9 protein-coding genes are annotated in these 13641 nt (G+C 73.9%); 1 reads left to right on the top strand and 8 read right to left on the bottom strand.

The genetic code is table 11. The annotated features are described in order from the left end of the window. From ABD323_RS33375 to ABD323_RS33340, 8 genes are all read right to left on the bottom strand, one after another. Window positions 1–859, bottom strand: an 859-nt coding sequence (locus tag ABD323_RS33375) for an ROK family protein (RefSeq protein WP_344445809.1), incomplete at its 3' end; no start/stop codon positions are given. A gap of 160 nt (window positions 860–1019) precedes the next feature. Continuing rightward, the gene (locus ABD323_RS33370) at window positions 1020–1517 is read right to left on the bottom strand and encodes a serine integrase family protein (RefSeq protein WP_344445808.1); all 498 of its coding nucleotides are present in this window, start codon (window positions 1515–1517) and stop codon (window positions 1020–1022) included. A gap of 62 nt (window positions 1518–1579) precedes the next feature. Continuing rightward, window positions 1580–4441, bottom strand: coding sequence for an ATP-binding protein (locus tag ABD323_RS33365; RefSeq protein WP_344445807.1), 2862 nt, complete (start codon window positions 4439–4441; stop codon window positions 1580–1582). A gap of 206 nt (window positions 4442–4647) precedes the next feature. Beyond that, window positions 4648–6834 (bottom strand): RICIN domain-containing protein, encoded by a 2187-nt coding sequence (locus ABD323_RS33360; protein ID WP_344445806.1) that lies wholly within the window; start codon window positions 6832–6834, stop codon window positions 4648–4650. Between the two features lie 50 nt (window positions 6835–6884). Next, window positions 6885–8861: a hypothetical protein gene (locus ABD323_RS33355; protein ID WP_344445805.1), complete on the bottom strand. Its 1977-nt coding sequence runs from the start codon at window positions 8859–8861 to the stop codon at window positions 6885–6887. Window positions 8862–8871: 10 nt separating this feature from the next. Then, entirely contained in the window at window positions 8872–9738 is an 867-nt protein-coding gene (locus tag ABD323_RS33350) for a carbohydrate ABC transporter permease (protein WP_344445804.1), read from the bottom strand. Next, window positions 9735–10682, bottom strand: coding sequence for a carbohydrate ABC transporter permease (locus tag ABD323_RS33345; protein ID WP_344445803.1), 948 nt, complete (start codon window positions 10680–10682; stop codon window positions 9735–9737). The genes ABD323_RS33350 and ABD323_RS33345 overlap by 4 nt, the downstream gene beginning before the upstream one ends. An 85-nt stretch (window positions 10683–10767) precedes the next feature. Then, a complete protein-coding gene (locus tag ABD323_RS33340) occupies window positions 10768–12084 on the bottom strand; it encodes an extracellular solute-binding protein (RefSeq protein ID WP_344445802.1) in 1317 nt (438 codons plus the stop codon). Between the two features lie 145 nt (window positions 12085–12229). On the opposite strand from ABD323_RS33340, the gene ABD323_RS33335 reads away from it, so the two are divergent. Beyond that, the gene (locus tag ABD323_RS33335) at window positions 12230–13504 is read left to right on the top strand and encodes an ROK family protein (protein WP_344445801.1); all 1275 of its coding nucleotides are present in this window, start codon (window positions 12230–12232) and stop codon (window positions 13502–13504) included. Window positions 13505–13641 lie beyond the last annotated feature (137 nt).

Genomic DNA, 13641 nt, shown 5'->3' with positions numbered 1-13641 from the left:
CCACCGCGCCGGCCCCGACGTACGCCCCCAGGCAGCCGAACGCCCCGCAGCGGCAGCGGCGCCCACCGGCCCGCACGGTGGTGTGGCCCCACTCGCCGGCGCTGCCGCCCACGCCCCGGTAGGGCGCGCCCGCCAGGACCAGCGCGGCGCCCACGCCCGAGCCGATCAGCACCACCACGGCCGTGCGCGTGCCGCGTCCGGCACCGAACCACATCTCGGCCTGCCCCATCGTGGTGGCACCGTTGTCGATGTGCACCGGCAGGTCGGTCAGCTCACCGAGCAGCCGCGCCAGCGGGACCGCGTGCCAGCCGGTGCTCTGCCCGTGCACCAGCGTCTGCGTCCCCTGCTCGACCGCCGCACCCTCGACGACCCCGCGCTCGACCGCCGCCCCGTGCTCGACCACCCCCGGCACGCCCACGCCGAGTCCGAGCAGCGGCGCGGTGGCCTGGGCCGTCACCTCCCGCAGGCCCTGTGCCAGGGCGGCGAGCGCCGCCTCGGCGTCGTGGCGTCCCGGCGCCAGCGGGATCTCGGCCCGGGCCAGCTCGGTGAGGTCCAGGTCGAAGAGCTCGACCCGCACCCGGGTCTCGCCGACGTCCACGCCCACCACCTGACGGGCCGCCGGGTCGATCCGCAGCAGCACCCGGGGCCGCCCGCCGTCGGAGCCGACCGTGCCGGCCTCCACCAGCAGGCCCTCCTCGATCAGTTCACCGGTGACGGTACTGACCGCGCCCGCGCTCAGCCCGGTCTCCCGGATCAGGTCCTGGCGGGCGCGCGGGCCCTCGAACCAGAGCCGGCGCAGCAGCACGGCGCGGTTGGCCCGGCGCAGGTCACGCACGGTCTGCAACGGCGGCGAGGCCATCGGGCGCCGCCTCCTTCCGGTCTCCCGGACGCGACTCTCCCTCGGCCGACGCCCTGCGGTGGCCGCCAGTCTGCCGGACGCCGCGAGCCGGCGACACCACGGCCCGCCACCGGCGGGCCTCCCGGGGGGGGTGCGCGGCAGCCCCGGCCGTGGACGGCCGTCAGGCCGCCGGGGTGAGTTCCCCGAGGCGGCCCGGCTCGCGCGCCCGGCGCTCGCGGGCCCGCGCGCGGCGCGAGGGCAGCTGGACCAGTCGGCAGCCGTGCCGTGCCAGCTCGTCCACCACCGCGCCCGCCGCCTCGTCGTCCAGGCCGAACACGTACGGACCGGGGACCAGCAGGGTGTCCACCAGCCCCGCGCTCACCGCCCGCAGCAGGGCGTCGCGGGCGGGCAGTTCGTCGCCGGCCCGCAGCCCGTTGTCCAGGAACACCACCGGCTGGGACAGGCCGCGGTCGCGGGCGAGGTCCTCCAGGGCGCGTCGGTGGCACTCCATCGCCGTCACGTCGAGGGGGTAGCAGCGCAGGTAGATCGCCGTCCTGGACGCCGGCCCGGCGTCGTCGCTCCGGTCGAGTACGAACATCTCCGCCACCAGCCTGGTCTCGGTGCCGCGCCGGGTGCTGCGGCGCTTCCAGCACACCGCGCGGATCGGTAGGTGTTCCATACGGGTCACCACCTACGCACACCCTCGGTGACCGACCCGGCCATCGCCGCCACGCGGAGTCATCACCGCGCGGGTGCCTCCCCCGGGGTGCTCCGCATGCCGTCCCGGGTCGTGCCCAGCTTGCGCAGCACCTTCGCCACGTGCTGCTCCACCGTCCGCGGCGAGAGGAAGAGCGCGGCGGCGATCTCCTTGTTGGTCGCGCCGTCGCCCAGCAGCCGGGCCACCTCCCGCTCCCGTGGGGACAGCTCGCTGCCGTAGCCGGCCCGACCGCGGGAGACCGCGCGTTCCTGTCCCAGGCCGCGCAGCAGGTGGTGGCAGCGGGCGGCGTCGGTGGTGGCGCCCAGCCGCTCGTAGACCCCGACCGCCTCGGTGAGCCGGGTGACCGCCTCGGCGGCGCGCACCGCGCCGAGGCTCTGCCCGGCCCGCTCGGCGGCGAGCGCCGCCTGGTAGGGCCGGCCGATCCCCGACCACTGGGCCCGGGCCCGGTCGAACTCCCGGGCCGCGCGCTCCGGTTCGCCGGCCGCGGCGAGCAGGCCCCGGCACAGGTGCTGCTCGGCCACCGCACCGGGCGCGTCCAGGGTCGCGACGCCGTCCCGGTGCCCGTCGGCCAGCTCCCGGGCCCGGGCGCTCTCGCCCCGGTGCAGGGCGATCTCCACCGCCGCCGGCACGAGGTCGAGCGCGTACACCCAGGCCTCCTTGCGCGGCAGCACGTCCAGGTACTCCGCGACCGTGCGCCAGGCCGCGTCCGCCTCGCCCCGGGAGAGCTGGATCCGGGCCAGTCCGGCCGCCGCGCCCAGCGCGTTGACGTTCATCCGCGCGGTGTCCCGGGCCAGCACCCGCCCGAACCGCTCCACCGCACGGGAGGCCCGGCCGCGGGCGGCGGCCGTGACGCCCTCGACGGAGGCCAGCAGGTCGTCCACGGCCAGCGGCTCGTCGACGTACTCCGCCCGGAAGGCCGCGTACCGCTCGTCCCAGCCGGGCCACTCGCCGGCGAACCAGGACAGCAGCAGCTCGTACGAGCGGCAGTGCACGATCAGCGCGTGCGCGTGGTGGCGCCGGGAGAGCGCCAGCGCCTCCGCGCACTGCTCGGCGGCACCGGCGTCCCGGGCGAGGCAGAGGCCGATCTCGGCGGCGTTGGCCAGGGCCCGGGCGGTGTGCCGCACCACCTGCGGATCCGGGTCGGTCCGCGGCAGCGCGGCCAGCAGGTCGGTCGCCTCGGGGCGGCCCTGGCCGGCCAGCACGGTGATCCGGTTGGCCCTGACGGAGGCCTGCGCGGCCCGGTCGGGGCTCCCGGCGACGGTGGCCTCGGCCCGCGCCAGCCAGGCCCGCTGCTCGGCGGCGGAGAACCGACTGGTCTCCCACATGGCCAGCAGCGACATGGCCCGCGCGGCCTGCTCCGGCCGGTGCCCCTCGAGCTCCTCGACGGCCCGCTCGATCTCCGCCTCACCGCTGGGGTCGGCGGCCTGGTTGAGCAGCATCAGCCCCAGGTCGAGGCGGATCTCGCCGCGCGCGGCGGCCGGCAGGCCCGGACCGGCCACGATCCGGCGCAGGGTGGCGATGGTGCGGGTGTACTCGGTGGCGTCCCAGGCGATCCGGGCCAGCGAGAGCGCGGCGCGGGCGTGCAGGTCGGGGGGCAGCCGTGGCTCCTCCAGGATCTCGTGCAGCAGGGCGGCCGCGGTTCCCTGGTCGCCGACGGAGACCGCCTGCTCCGCGGCGGCCATCGCGTGCTCCAGCCAGGCGGCGGTGTCCCCCAGGGCGCGGGCGTGGTGGGCGATCTGGACGAGTGGCGGCGTGGGCAGGGCCTGCAGCACCTCCAGGGCGCGGCGGTGGAGCTGGTAGCGCACCGGGCCGGGCAGGTTGTCGTACTGCGCCTGCCGGGCGAGCACGTGGGCGAAGCCGTAGCTGTCCGGTCCGTGCTCGCGCAGCACCGAGGCCGACAGGGCGACGAGCAGCGCCTCCCCGGTGGCGGCCGGGTCCAGCCCGGCGCAGGCGGCCAGCACCTGCTCGCCGACCGGCACCGCCAGGACGGCCGCGGCGTTCACCACCGCCACCGCCGGGGGCGGCAGGCGCTCGGCGCGCTCCGCGAAGATCTCCCGCAGGCTGCGCGGCACCCCGAGCACGGATCCGGCCGGCCGGCCCTCCAGCGTGATCAGGTCCTCCTCGGCGACCAGCGGCAGCCCCTCGCTGCGCCGCACCAGGGTGCCCAGCAGAGCCGGGGTCGCCTGGTCCCCGAGCACCGAGCGGGCCATCGCCCGCAGGTCCTCGGTGCCCAGCCGGTGCAGCGCGATCTCGGCGCCGCTGGTCCCGGAGGGGCGCCGGAAGGCCGTACCCAGCACCGGCCCGCGTCCGGGGAGGTCCTCGGCGCGGTAGGTGAGCACCAGCGCGCTGTCGGCGGGCAGGTCGCGCCCGAGCAGCAGGAGCAGTTCCCGGGTGGCCTCGTCCGCCCACTGCATGTCCTCGACCACCAGGACCGCGGGCGCGATCGCCTCCACGAGCGTGCGCACCCCCTGGGCCACCAGGTGGCGCGAGGTGCTCTGCCCCGGAGCCTGGGACGGAGCGGGCGGCAGCCGGTCGGCGAGGTCGGGCAGCAGCGGGGCGAGCACGCCGGCGGAGGCGCCCAGCGTGCGACCGGTGCGCAGCCACCGGCCGGCGTCCCGCAGCGCGTCGACGACGGGCCCGAACGGGAGCGGCTCGCGCAGCGGATGGCAGGCTCCGGTGAGCACGCGCACGCCCTCGCGGCGCAGCTCGGCGGCGCCCTCGGCGACCAGGCGGGACTTGCCGATGCCGGCCTCGCCCTCGACCAGGATCACCGCGGGGCGCGAGTGCGCGGCCCCCAGCAGGGCGGCCAGCTCGCGCTGCCGCCCGACGAACGCGGGGGCCCGTCGGGGTGCTCCACCGCTGCCCGCGCCGGTCTGCATGGTCATCCAGGTGCTTTCGAGTCGAACCGCGCCCGCCCGGGCCCGTGCGGGGGCTCGGGGCCTGCCGGCTCCAACCTAGTGCGTGCGCGTGCGGCGGTCCTGCCGGCCGGCGCGCGGGCACCACCGACCGCGACCGGCCGCGAGCGCCGGTGAGGCCCCCCCGCCGGAACGCCGGGGGGCCTGACCGCGGTCGTGCGGGTCGAGCGGTCGGGTCAGCCGACGGTCCAGTGCTGCAGGGCCGAGCCGGTGTCGGCCTGCTGGGTCACGAGCGAGCCGTCGGAGGTCGAGGCGGTGGTCAGCAGCAGACCGCCGTTGCGCGAGGCGAGGGTGTAGCCGCCGCTGATCGCGGTCACCACCCAGCGCTGGTTGCTCTGCCCGGTGCAGGTCCACTGGATCACCTGGGCGCCGGCGGCGGTGGAGGAGCCGCTGACGTCCAGGCAGAGGTTGGACTGGCCGTTGGCGATCTGGTACGAGCCGTCGGACTGCTGGGTGAAGACCCAGTTCTGGTTGCTGCCGCCGTTGGCGGTCCAGGTGATCATCTGGGTGCCCGTGGCGGTGGAGTGGTTGGGGTCGTCCAGCGCCTTGCCGGCGACGGTCAGGGTGTGGGTGCCGGTGAGGGAGGAGCCGCCCGTGCCGGTCGGGGTGAGGGTCAGGGTCTGTTCGGCGGCGGTGCGGTTGCCGCCGACGCTGTTGCCGGTGGTGTTGGTCCAGCTGCGGGTGGGGGTGGTCTCGGCGGACCGGGTGCTGTCGGCGGAGAGCCCCAGCACCAGGCCGCTGTAGCGGTTGACCAGGTGGAAGCTGCCCGCCGGCGAGGTGTTCGCGACCACGAACCACTGCTGGCCCACCGAGGAGTTGCCGGTGGTGACGGTGGGCTGGGCGCCCCAGGCGCGGCCGGCGGTGCGGGTCGAGTCGACGCCGAGCAGCTGTCCGGTGGCCGCGTTCGCGATCCGGTAGGAGCCGTCGCCCACCGCCGCGAAGGTCCAGCCCTCCAGGGCGGAGCCGGTGGGGGTGGCCACCGAGGTGGTGGCGGAGCTGCCGGAGACCTGGGCCAGGGCCCGGCCGCCGCCATTGGCGATCCGGTAGGTCCTGGTGGTGTCCACCGGCGCCGCCGGCTTCGGGGAGTCGATGGTGACGTTGGTGTACTGGCCGTTGGAGCCGCCCGCGCAGGACCAGGCGCAGTAGGAGCGGAAGGTCTTGCCGACGATGGTGTTGTTGGTGCGGTTGGCGCCGTCGAGGAACCAGCGGTACCAGGAGGCGGTGTGGTAGCTGCCGGTGTCGCCGAGCAGGGTCCACTTCTGCGAGGCGAGGTCGGCGGTGGCGTAGAACTGCTGGGGCGCGTTGCCGCTCTGGTCGACGCCCTGCGGTTCGCCGATGTAGAGGCCGAGGTAGGCGTCGTAGGTGACGTCCATGACGAACAGCGGGGAGGTGGCGGGCATCTGGCCGGCCGCGATCTGCTGGGCGGAGGTGCCGGTGTTGGCCGGGTCGTACTCGCCGGAGGTGGGGGTGTAGCCGGTGGTGTGGGTGGAGTCGACCGGCACCATGTTGCTCTCCCGGCCGCCCTGGCCGGGCTGGGACCAGGAGCCGTCGTACCACTTCTGCCAGGAGCCGGGCGCCATCTTCGCGGAGATCGGGGCGCGCGCCGCGTGCTCGTAGAACGCCTTCCAGCCGCCGGCCTTGTCGATCACCCGGGAGCCGTAGAAGACGTAGAAGTAGCCGGAGGCGGTGTCGACGAACAGCCGCTGGTCGCCGTCGCCGTAGTAGTAGGTCTGGCCCGGGAACTGGGTGCCGTCGCCGCGCGTGGTGCTGAACGGCGAGGTGATGGCGTGGTCCTTGATCGTCCAGGTCCGGCCCTGGTCGGTGGAGACCGCGTAGTCGATCGCGTCGTAGTGCAGCCCGTCGCCGAACGGTGAGGGGGTGAACTCGTTGTGCACCAGGCCGTACCAGTCACCGGTGTCGGGGTCCACCCAGGTGCCCACCAGGTCGCAGTAGTTCTTCTGCGCGTAGGAGGACGTGCTGGGGGCGAAGGACGCGTTCAGGCCGGTGGGGCTGTTGTTGCAGCGCCAGGTGGTGTCGTCGTTCCTGTCCTGGGAGTTCGCCGGGTTGACGGCGTTGTCCAGGGTGCTGTCCGCGGTGGCGGTGTCGAAGTCGGTGCCGGTGAAGAAGCTCCAGTTGCGGGTCTCGGTGGCGCCGTAGAGGGCCGCGGACTCCTGGTAGTGGAAGGTGCCGTCCTTGTCGAGGTAGGGCGCGGCGGGGCTGTCGGTGATGTTGCCGAACGGGACGGGGGTGCTGACGGTGACGGGGGAGGTGGCGGGCGCCGCCGGGGAGGCGGCGAGGCCGGCGAGGCTCAGGGCCGCGCTGGTGAGGATCGCGACCAAGGGGCCGCGGGTTCGGGGGAACACGGATTCTCCTTGCTGTGCGGAGCACACCGTTGTGGGGGGTTTCGGTGCAATCAGTGCCAGTCCACGACCAGCCAGCCGCGGTACGGCAGGTTCTGGTCGAGGGTCAGCCCGCGGCGGTGCTGGGTGATGCGGGCTGAGGTCGGTGGGGCGAGCGGGGCCAGCAGGGTGGCGGCGGCCTTGCGGGTGACGGGCAGGGTGATCTGCGGTCGGGCCGGGTCGGCGCTGCCGTTGGCCACGGCCAGTTGCCAGCCGTGCTCGGTGCGGGACAGGTGCGGGATCAGGTGGGGGCCGCCGCTGACCAGCGGCAGGGTGGGGTGCTCGGCCTCGAGGTGGCGGACCATCGCGTGCAGCAGGCGCTGGCCGTCGTCGTCGTACGGCAGGAGCTCGGGCGCGGTCGCGGCCAGGACCGCCACCCGGCCGCCGCGGGCGTTGCGGAACACGAACCGGCCGGGTCCCCACGTCTGCTGGTCCGGGGTGAGGACGTTGCTCCAGATCCTGGCCTCGGGGACCGGCGTCAGACGGGCCAGCGCGGGCTGGCCGTTCACGCTCAGGTACGCCTCCGGGTCCGCCACGTGCTCCAGGGCGTACGGGCCCACGGGACCGGTGGCCTCACGGTCGACCAGCTCGCAGCCGCTGAGCCCGATCAGGCGTCCGAAGCCGCGCCGGAACAGCGCCTCGGCGGCCACGCCGTCCAGCAGCAGCCCACCGGCCAGCATCCGCTCGACCTCGAAGTCGCCCAGGGCCCAGGCGGCTTGGCCGAACAGCGCCTGCACCGGCGCCTCGCCGGCGGTGACCGGGACGCCGTAGCGCAGCAGGAAGTCGGCGGTGGCGCCGGCGTCGACGGTGAGCTCCGCGAGGTCGCCGCCGGCCCGGGTCCGCACCTGGGCGGCCGCGTGCTGGGGCATCGGCAGGCCCACCCCGTGGGTGCGCGGGCGCCGCGGCGCCCGCTCGGCGATCCAGTCGAGGGCGGGGCGGGAGCGGCGCAGCAGGTCGCAGACGCGCGGGAAGCGCTGGGCGCGGCCGGACTGCATGGGATGGACGTTGAGGAACAACGCGTCGGATCCCGCGAGTTGGGCGGCGACCAGCTCGGACCAGGTCTGGGTGTCGGACTTGGACCAGGCGGTGTGCGGCCAGTTCTCGAGCTCGGGCTCGCTGGTGACGTACGGCGGGCGCAGGGCGCGCTGGGCCTCCAGCATCCAGACCGAGAAGCTGAGTTCGCGTCCCGGCGCATCGCTGTAGCGGGCGAAGTGCGGGCGGTGGGCGACCTTGCCCCCGATGCTCAGCGCGTCGAACAGCGCCGGCCAGTCGCGGCCCTCCACCGAGTGGACGCCGAGCTCGGAGCTCATCAGTCCCAGCTGCACCCTGCCCCCGGCGGCCTCGCCGACCGCCTTCGCCACCAGCTCGGCGGTCTCCAACTGGGCGGTGCGCCAGACCTGCTGGAGCAGCGCACGCCACGGGTGGGGCTCGCCCGGGGAGGTGATCGCGGTCACCAGCCGCTCCCGGGTGACCGGCTTGCCCACCACCGCCGCGAAGCGCTCCAGCATCAACGGCTCGAAGCCGCCGCCCCAGTGCAGCGGGGCGTGGTTGTGGTAGCGGAAGTCGTCCTCCAGCCACAGGACCCGCAGGTCCAGGGTGGCGTAGCGGGCGTACTGGGCGGCGAGCCAGGCGCGCCAGCGCGGGCAGGCGAACGAGGCCTGCGCGGCGGCGACGTTGCCGTGCGGATCGACCATCGGGGCGAAGCCGAGCCGGTCGGCGCGGCCACGGTCGGCATGGCCGGCGGTGACCCACGGGTTGAGGCTGACCTCCAGGCCCGCCTCGCGCAGGATCCCCGTCGCGGTCGCCGCAGTCTCGAAGAGCAGGTCCTCGGCCGGACCGGTCGGATGGCCCGCGTAGAGCTCCTCGGCCCCGAGCAGCAGCACCACCTCGGTGACACCGGCCTCGCCGCAGAACTTGGCCAGCTCCGCTGCCTGGTCGGCGGCCTCCGCGGTGGGGTGGAGCTGGAAACGCAGGTGGTACTTGGCGGGCACGCCGGGCCTCCTACTTGGTGCTGCCGGCGACCAGGCCGGAGCGCCAGAAGCGTTGTAGGGACAGGAAGAGGACGACCAGGGGGATCGCGGAGATCGCGGCCGCGGTGATGACGATGTTGAAGGGCACGGCGGTGGGGCCGATGCCGCGCTGCGACTGCCAGCCGACGATGCCGACGGTGACCGGTTGCAGGTGGTCGTTGGCGAGCATCAGCACCGGCAGCAGGTAGTTGGTCCAGATCGCGACGAACTGGAAGAGGAAGATCGTCACCAGGGCCGGGGACATCACGCGCAGGGCGATGGTGGCGAAGATCCGGAACTCGCCCGCGCCGTCGATCCGTCCGGCTTCGATGATCTCGTCCGGCACGGAGGCGCCGGCGTAGATGCGGGCCAGGTAGACCCCGAAGGGGCTGACCATGCTGGGCAGCAGGACGGCCCAGTAGGTGTTGACCAGGTGCACGCCGGAGAACATCAGGTAGAGCGGGACGGCGAGCAGGGGCTGCGGGACCAGGACGGCGGCGAGGACCGAGTTGAAGGTGAACTCCCGTCCGCGGAACCGGTACTTGGCCAGCGTGTAGCCGGCGAGCGCGGCGATCAGGGTGCTGACGCCCGCGCCGCCCACCGCGTACAGGGCGCTGTTGGCGAGCCACTGCCAGTAGATGCCGCCCTGTTGGGCGAAGACCTGGTGGACGTTGTCGACCAGGGCGAAGTGCGCGAACCAGAAGCCGTTGCCGGTGAACAGGTCGGTGTTGGTCTTGGTGGTGGAGACCAGCAGCCACCAGACGGGGGCGAGGAAGTACAGGGAGGCGACGAGCAGGACGCCCAGGACCAGCCAACGCGAGAGCGGGGGGCGGGTGTTGGGGGTGGAGGTGGCACTCACAGGGCACCTCCACGGCGCTGGACGAGCTTGAGGAAGCCGAAGGAGAGGACGAAGGCGAGCAGGGCGAGGATCACGGACTCGGTGGCGGCGGCGTTGAAGTTGTTGGCGTTGACCGCGTCGTAGGCGGCGTAGATGGGGGTGTAGGTGCTGGACAGGTTGGGGGCCACGTTGTGCAGGATGGCCGGCTCGTTGTAGAGCTGGGCGGTGCCGATGATGGAGAAGACGGTGGTCAGCACCAGGGCGGGTCGCACGAGCGGGACCTTGATGCGCCAGGCGATGGCGAAGGCGGAGCAGCCGTCCATGGTGGCGGCCTCGCTGAGTTCGGCGGGGATGGCCTGCAGGGCGGAGTGGATGATGAGCATGTTGTAGCCGGTCCAGCCCCAGGTGAGCATGTTGCCGATGGTGGGGGCCAGCAGGGCGTTCGAGGTGAGGTCCAGGTGCAGGCCCAGGTGGTGGGCGGCGGCGGTGATCGGGCTCAGGCCGGGGGCCACCAGGTAGGACCACATGATCGCGCCGACCACGCCGGGCAGGGCGTAGGGCAGGAAGAACGCGAGGCGGAAGAAGCGCTTGAACAGCGTCGACCGGGCGTCCAGCAGCAGGGCCAGGCCCAGGGCCAGCAGGAGCATGACCGGGACCTGGACCGCGCCGATGAGCAGCACCCGCAGCAGCGAGCCGCGGAAGTCCGCGTCGCCCAGTGCGGTGGCGTAGTTGGACAGGCCGGTGAAGACCTGGGTGGGGGCGGTCAGGCCCAGGCCCGAGCGGTGCATCCGGAACAGGCTCTGGTAGATCGTGTAGCCGATCGGGGCCAGGTAGAGCGCCGTGAACGGCACCAGGAACGGGGCGAGGAAGAGGACGACGGGCCGTCCGCGACGGCGTCGGCCGGTGCGGCGCGCGCCGACGGCCGTGGTCCTGCCGGCTGCCCGCCCTTGGAGAGCGGTGATCATACGAGTACTGCCTTTCGGTGCTCGGTGCCTGGGTGTGCTGACCCGGCGCCGCACGGTGGCGCGGCGGCGGATCGGGAGGAGCCGGTCAGCCCGAGACGCTCAGGCCCTGCTGCTTCATGCCGGCCACGGTCTTGGTCTGCACGGTGGTGAGCACGGTGGGCAGGGTGGTGCCGCCGGTGCCGGCCTGGCCGAGACCGTCGCCGAGGTCGGTGGCGGTCTGGGTCATGGTCGGCCCCCACTGCCAGTCGGTGTTGATGTGGGCGGTCTCGGCCTTGAAGACGTCGAAGATGGTCTGGCCGCCGTAGAAGGGGTCGGGGGTGGTCAGCGCCGGGTTGGACAGGGCCGAGGTGGCGGCCGGGTAGATGCCGGTGACGGTGATCAGGTTGTGGACGCTGCTCGCGTCGGTGCTCATCCAGGTGGCGAACTCGGTGGCCTCCTTGGGGTGGGCGCAGCCCTTGAGCACCGCGGTGGCGGAGCCGCCGTCGTTGCCGTACACCGGGTTCGCCGCGTCCCAGACCGGCATCGGCGCGACCGCCCACTGGCCGGCGCCGTCCTTGACGCTGCTGGCGATGATCGGCGCGTCCCAGACCGCGTTGACGTCGGAGAGGACCTTGCCGGCCGCCATGTCGGCGTAGAGCGAGGGGTCGTAGCTCGGGTCGGTCTTGAGGAGCTTCCTGTCGAGCAGGCCCTGCCAGTAGCCGGCCACCTTCTGGTTGCCGGCGCTGTCGACGCTGACCTTCCACTGGTCGCCCGAGGTGCCGAACCAGCCCGCGCCGGCCTGCCAGGCCAGGCCCGCGTAGTTGTAGGCGTCGTTGCCCAGGTCCCCCAGGTAGACGCTCGGGTCGGCGGCGTGCACCTTGGCGGCGTCGGCCGCGTACTCGTCCCAGGTGACCGGCGGGGCGGTGATGCCGTACTTCGCGAAGAGGTCCTTGCGGTACATCAGGGCCATCGGCGCGGTGTCCACCGGTATGCCGTAGGTCGCGCCGCCGATCGTGACCTGCTTCCAGGTCCAGTCCGCGAACTGCGACTTGGCGTCCGCGGCGAACTTGCCGACGTCGCTCAGCGCGCCCGCCGCCGCGAAGCTCGGCAGCGTCTCGTAGCCGACCTGCCCCAGGCACGGCGCGTTGCCGGCCTTGGCGGCGGTGAGCATCTTCGTGTAGCCGCCCTTGGAGCCGGAGGCGGTCTTGTCGAAGGTGACCCGGATGTTCGGGTGGGTCTGGTTGAACAGGGCCACCGACTGGTCGTAGCCCGGCGCCCAGCCCCAGAACTCCAGCTGCACCACGCCGCCGGCCGCGTCCTTGGCGCCGGAGCCGCCGGAGCCGGACGAGGAGCAGCCGGCCACGGCGGCCACCGCCGTGAGGGCCGCGATCGCGGCGGCCAGCGTGTGGGTTCTTGCCTTCATGGACGTCTCCTGGGGGTCGCTGGGGGGAAGACCAGTGGATCGAACAGGCTCAACGAGGTGAACAGGTCGAATTCGTTCGGCTATTGTTTGAACTAACACGGGGCAAGTCAATAGGCTGTGTCCGGCAGATGAGAGGAGCAGGTTGGTGAAGCAGGCACTGCAGGGGTCCGGGGTACGCGACCTGGCCATGGCACGCCCGGCCGTCGCTCGGGACCGGTCCGCCTCCCGGCGGGCGAATCTGAGCATGGTGCTGCGACTGCTACGGGACGAGGGCCCACGCTCCCGGGCCAGGATCGCCGAGGACACCGGCCTGCCCAAGGCCACCGTCTCGCACCTGATCGCCGAACTCCTGGACGGCGGCCTGGTCCGCGAGGGCGAGGCCGAACGCGACCGCGGCGCGGTGGGCCGGCCCGGCCAGGCCGTCGAGGTCGACGGCGGCGGCATCCACGGCCTGGGCGCCGAGGTCAACGTGGACTACATCAGCCTGCTCGCGCTCAACCTGCGCGGCGAGGTCACCTTCGAGCGCCGCACCCCGCTCGACGTGCGCGCCGTGGGCCCCGAGGCCGCCCTCGACGCCATCGCCCAACTGGTCACCGAGGGCACCGCCGCGCTGCGCGCCCAGGGCGGGAACGTCGTCGGCGTCACCCTGGCCACCCCCGGCGCCGTCGACATGGACGCCGGGATCGTCAAGTACGCCTCCAACATCGGCTGGCGGGAGGTCGCGGCGCTGGCCGGCCTGCGCGAGCGGCTCGGCCCCCTGACCCCCGAGCTGCACCTGGAGAACGACGCCAAACTCGGCGCCCTGGCCGAGTACGTCCTCACCTCCGCCGACAACGTCCGCGACCTGGTCTACGTCACCGGCCAGACCGGCGTCGGCGTCGGCATCATCGCCGGCGGCCGCCTGCTGCGCGGCACCGGCGCCTACGCCGGCGAGGTCGGCCACCTGCGCCTGGTCCCCTCCGACCAGCCCTGCGCCTGCGGACGGCGCGGCTGCTGGGAGACCACCATCGGCCGCGACGCCCTGCTGCGCTACGCCGCCGAACCCGGCGACACCGTCCGCGACCCCACCATCGACCTCGACCGGCGACTGGCCGAACTGCGCGACCGCGCCCACGCCGGCGACCCCCGCACCCTCGACGCGCTGGGCCGGATCGCCGACCACCTCGCCCCCGGCCTGGCCCTGCTCGCCGACATCCTCAACCCACGTCTGCTCGTCCTGGGCGGCCACTTCGCCTACTTCGGCGAGCACCTCATCGACACCGTCACCACCCAGGTCCGCGACCTGACGATGGCCCCCGACCTCGGCGGCTGCGAGATCGTCCTGTCGCAGCTGGGCCTGGCCGGCACCGCGCGGGGCGGAGCGCTCCTCGCCCTGGACACCGTGTACCAGGACCCGACCGCGGTCATGGCGAGCGCCTAACCGGGGCGGGGGGAACGGGGGTTGGGGGCACGGGGGTTGGGGGCACGGGGGTTGGGGGCACGGGGGGCGGGGGTTCAGGGGTGCTGGATGTCCTCCAGCATCTCGGTCACCAGGGCGGCGATCGGCGAGCGCTCGGA

This window comes from Kitasatospora nipponensis (assembly GCF_039528135.1).
Classification (GTDB): Bacteria; Actinomycetota; Actinomycetes; order Streptomycetales; family Streptomycetaceae; genus Kitasatospora; species Kitasatospora nipponensis.
Note: the sequence above shows the minus strand (reverse complement) of the source record. Positions and strands in the feature narration are given on the sequence as shown.

Coding starts and splice junctions, on each gene's coding strand:
- ABD323_RS33370 (WP_344445808.1), bottom strand. CDS start 1,517: ATGGAACACCTACCGATCCGCGCGGTGTGCTGGAAGCGCCGCAGCACC.
- ABD323_RS33365 (WP_344445807.1), bottom strand. CDS start 4,441: ATGACCATGCAGACCGGCGCGGGCAGCGGTGGAGCACCCCGACGGGCC.
- ABD323_RS33345 (WP_344445803.1), bottom strand. CDS start 10,682: ATGATCACCGCTCTCCAAGGGCGGGCAGCCGGCAGGACCACGGCCGTC.
- ABD323_RS33340 (WP_344445802.1), bottom strand. CDS start 12,084: ATGAAGGCAAGAACCCACACGCTGGCCGCCGCGATCGCGGCCCTCACG.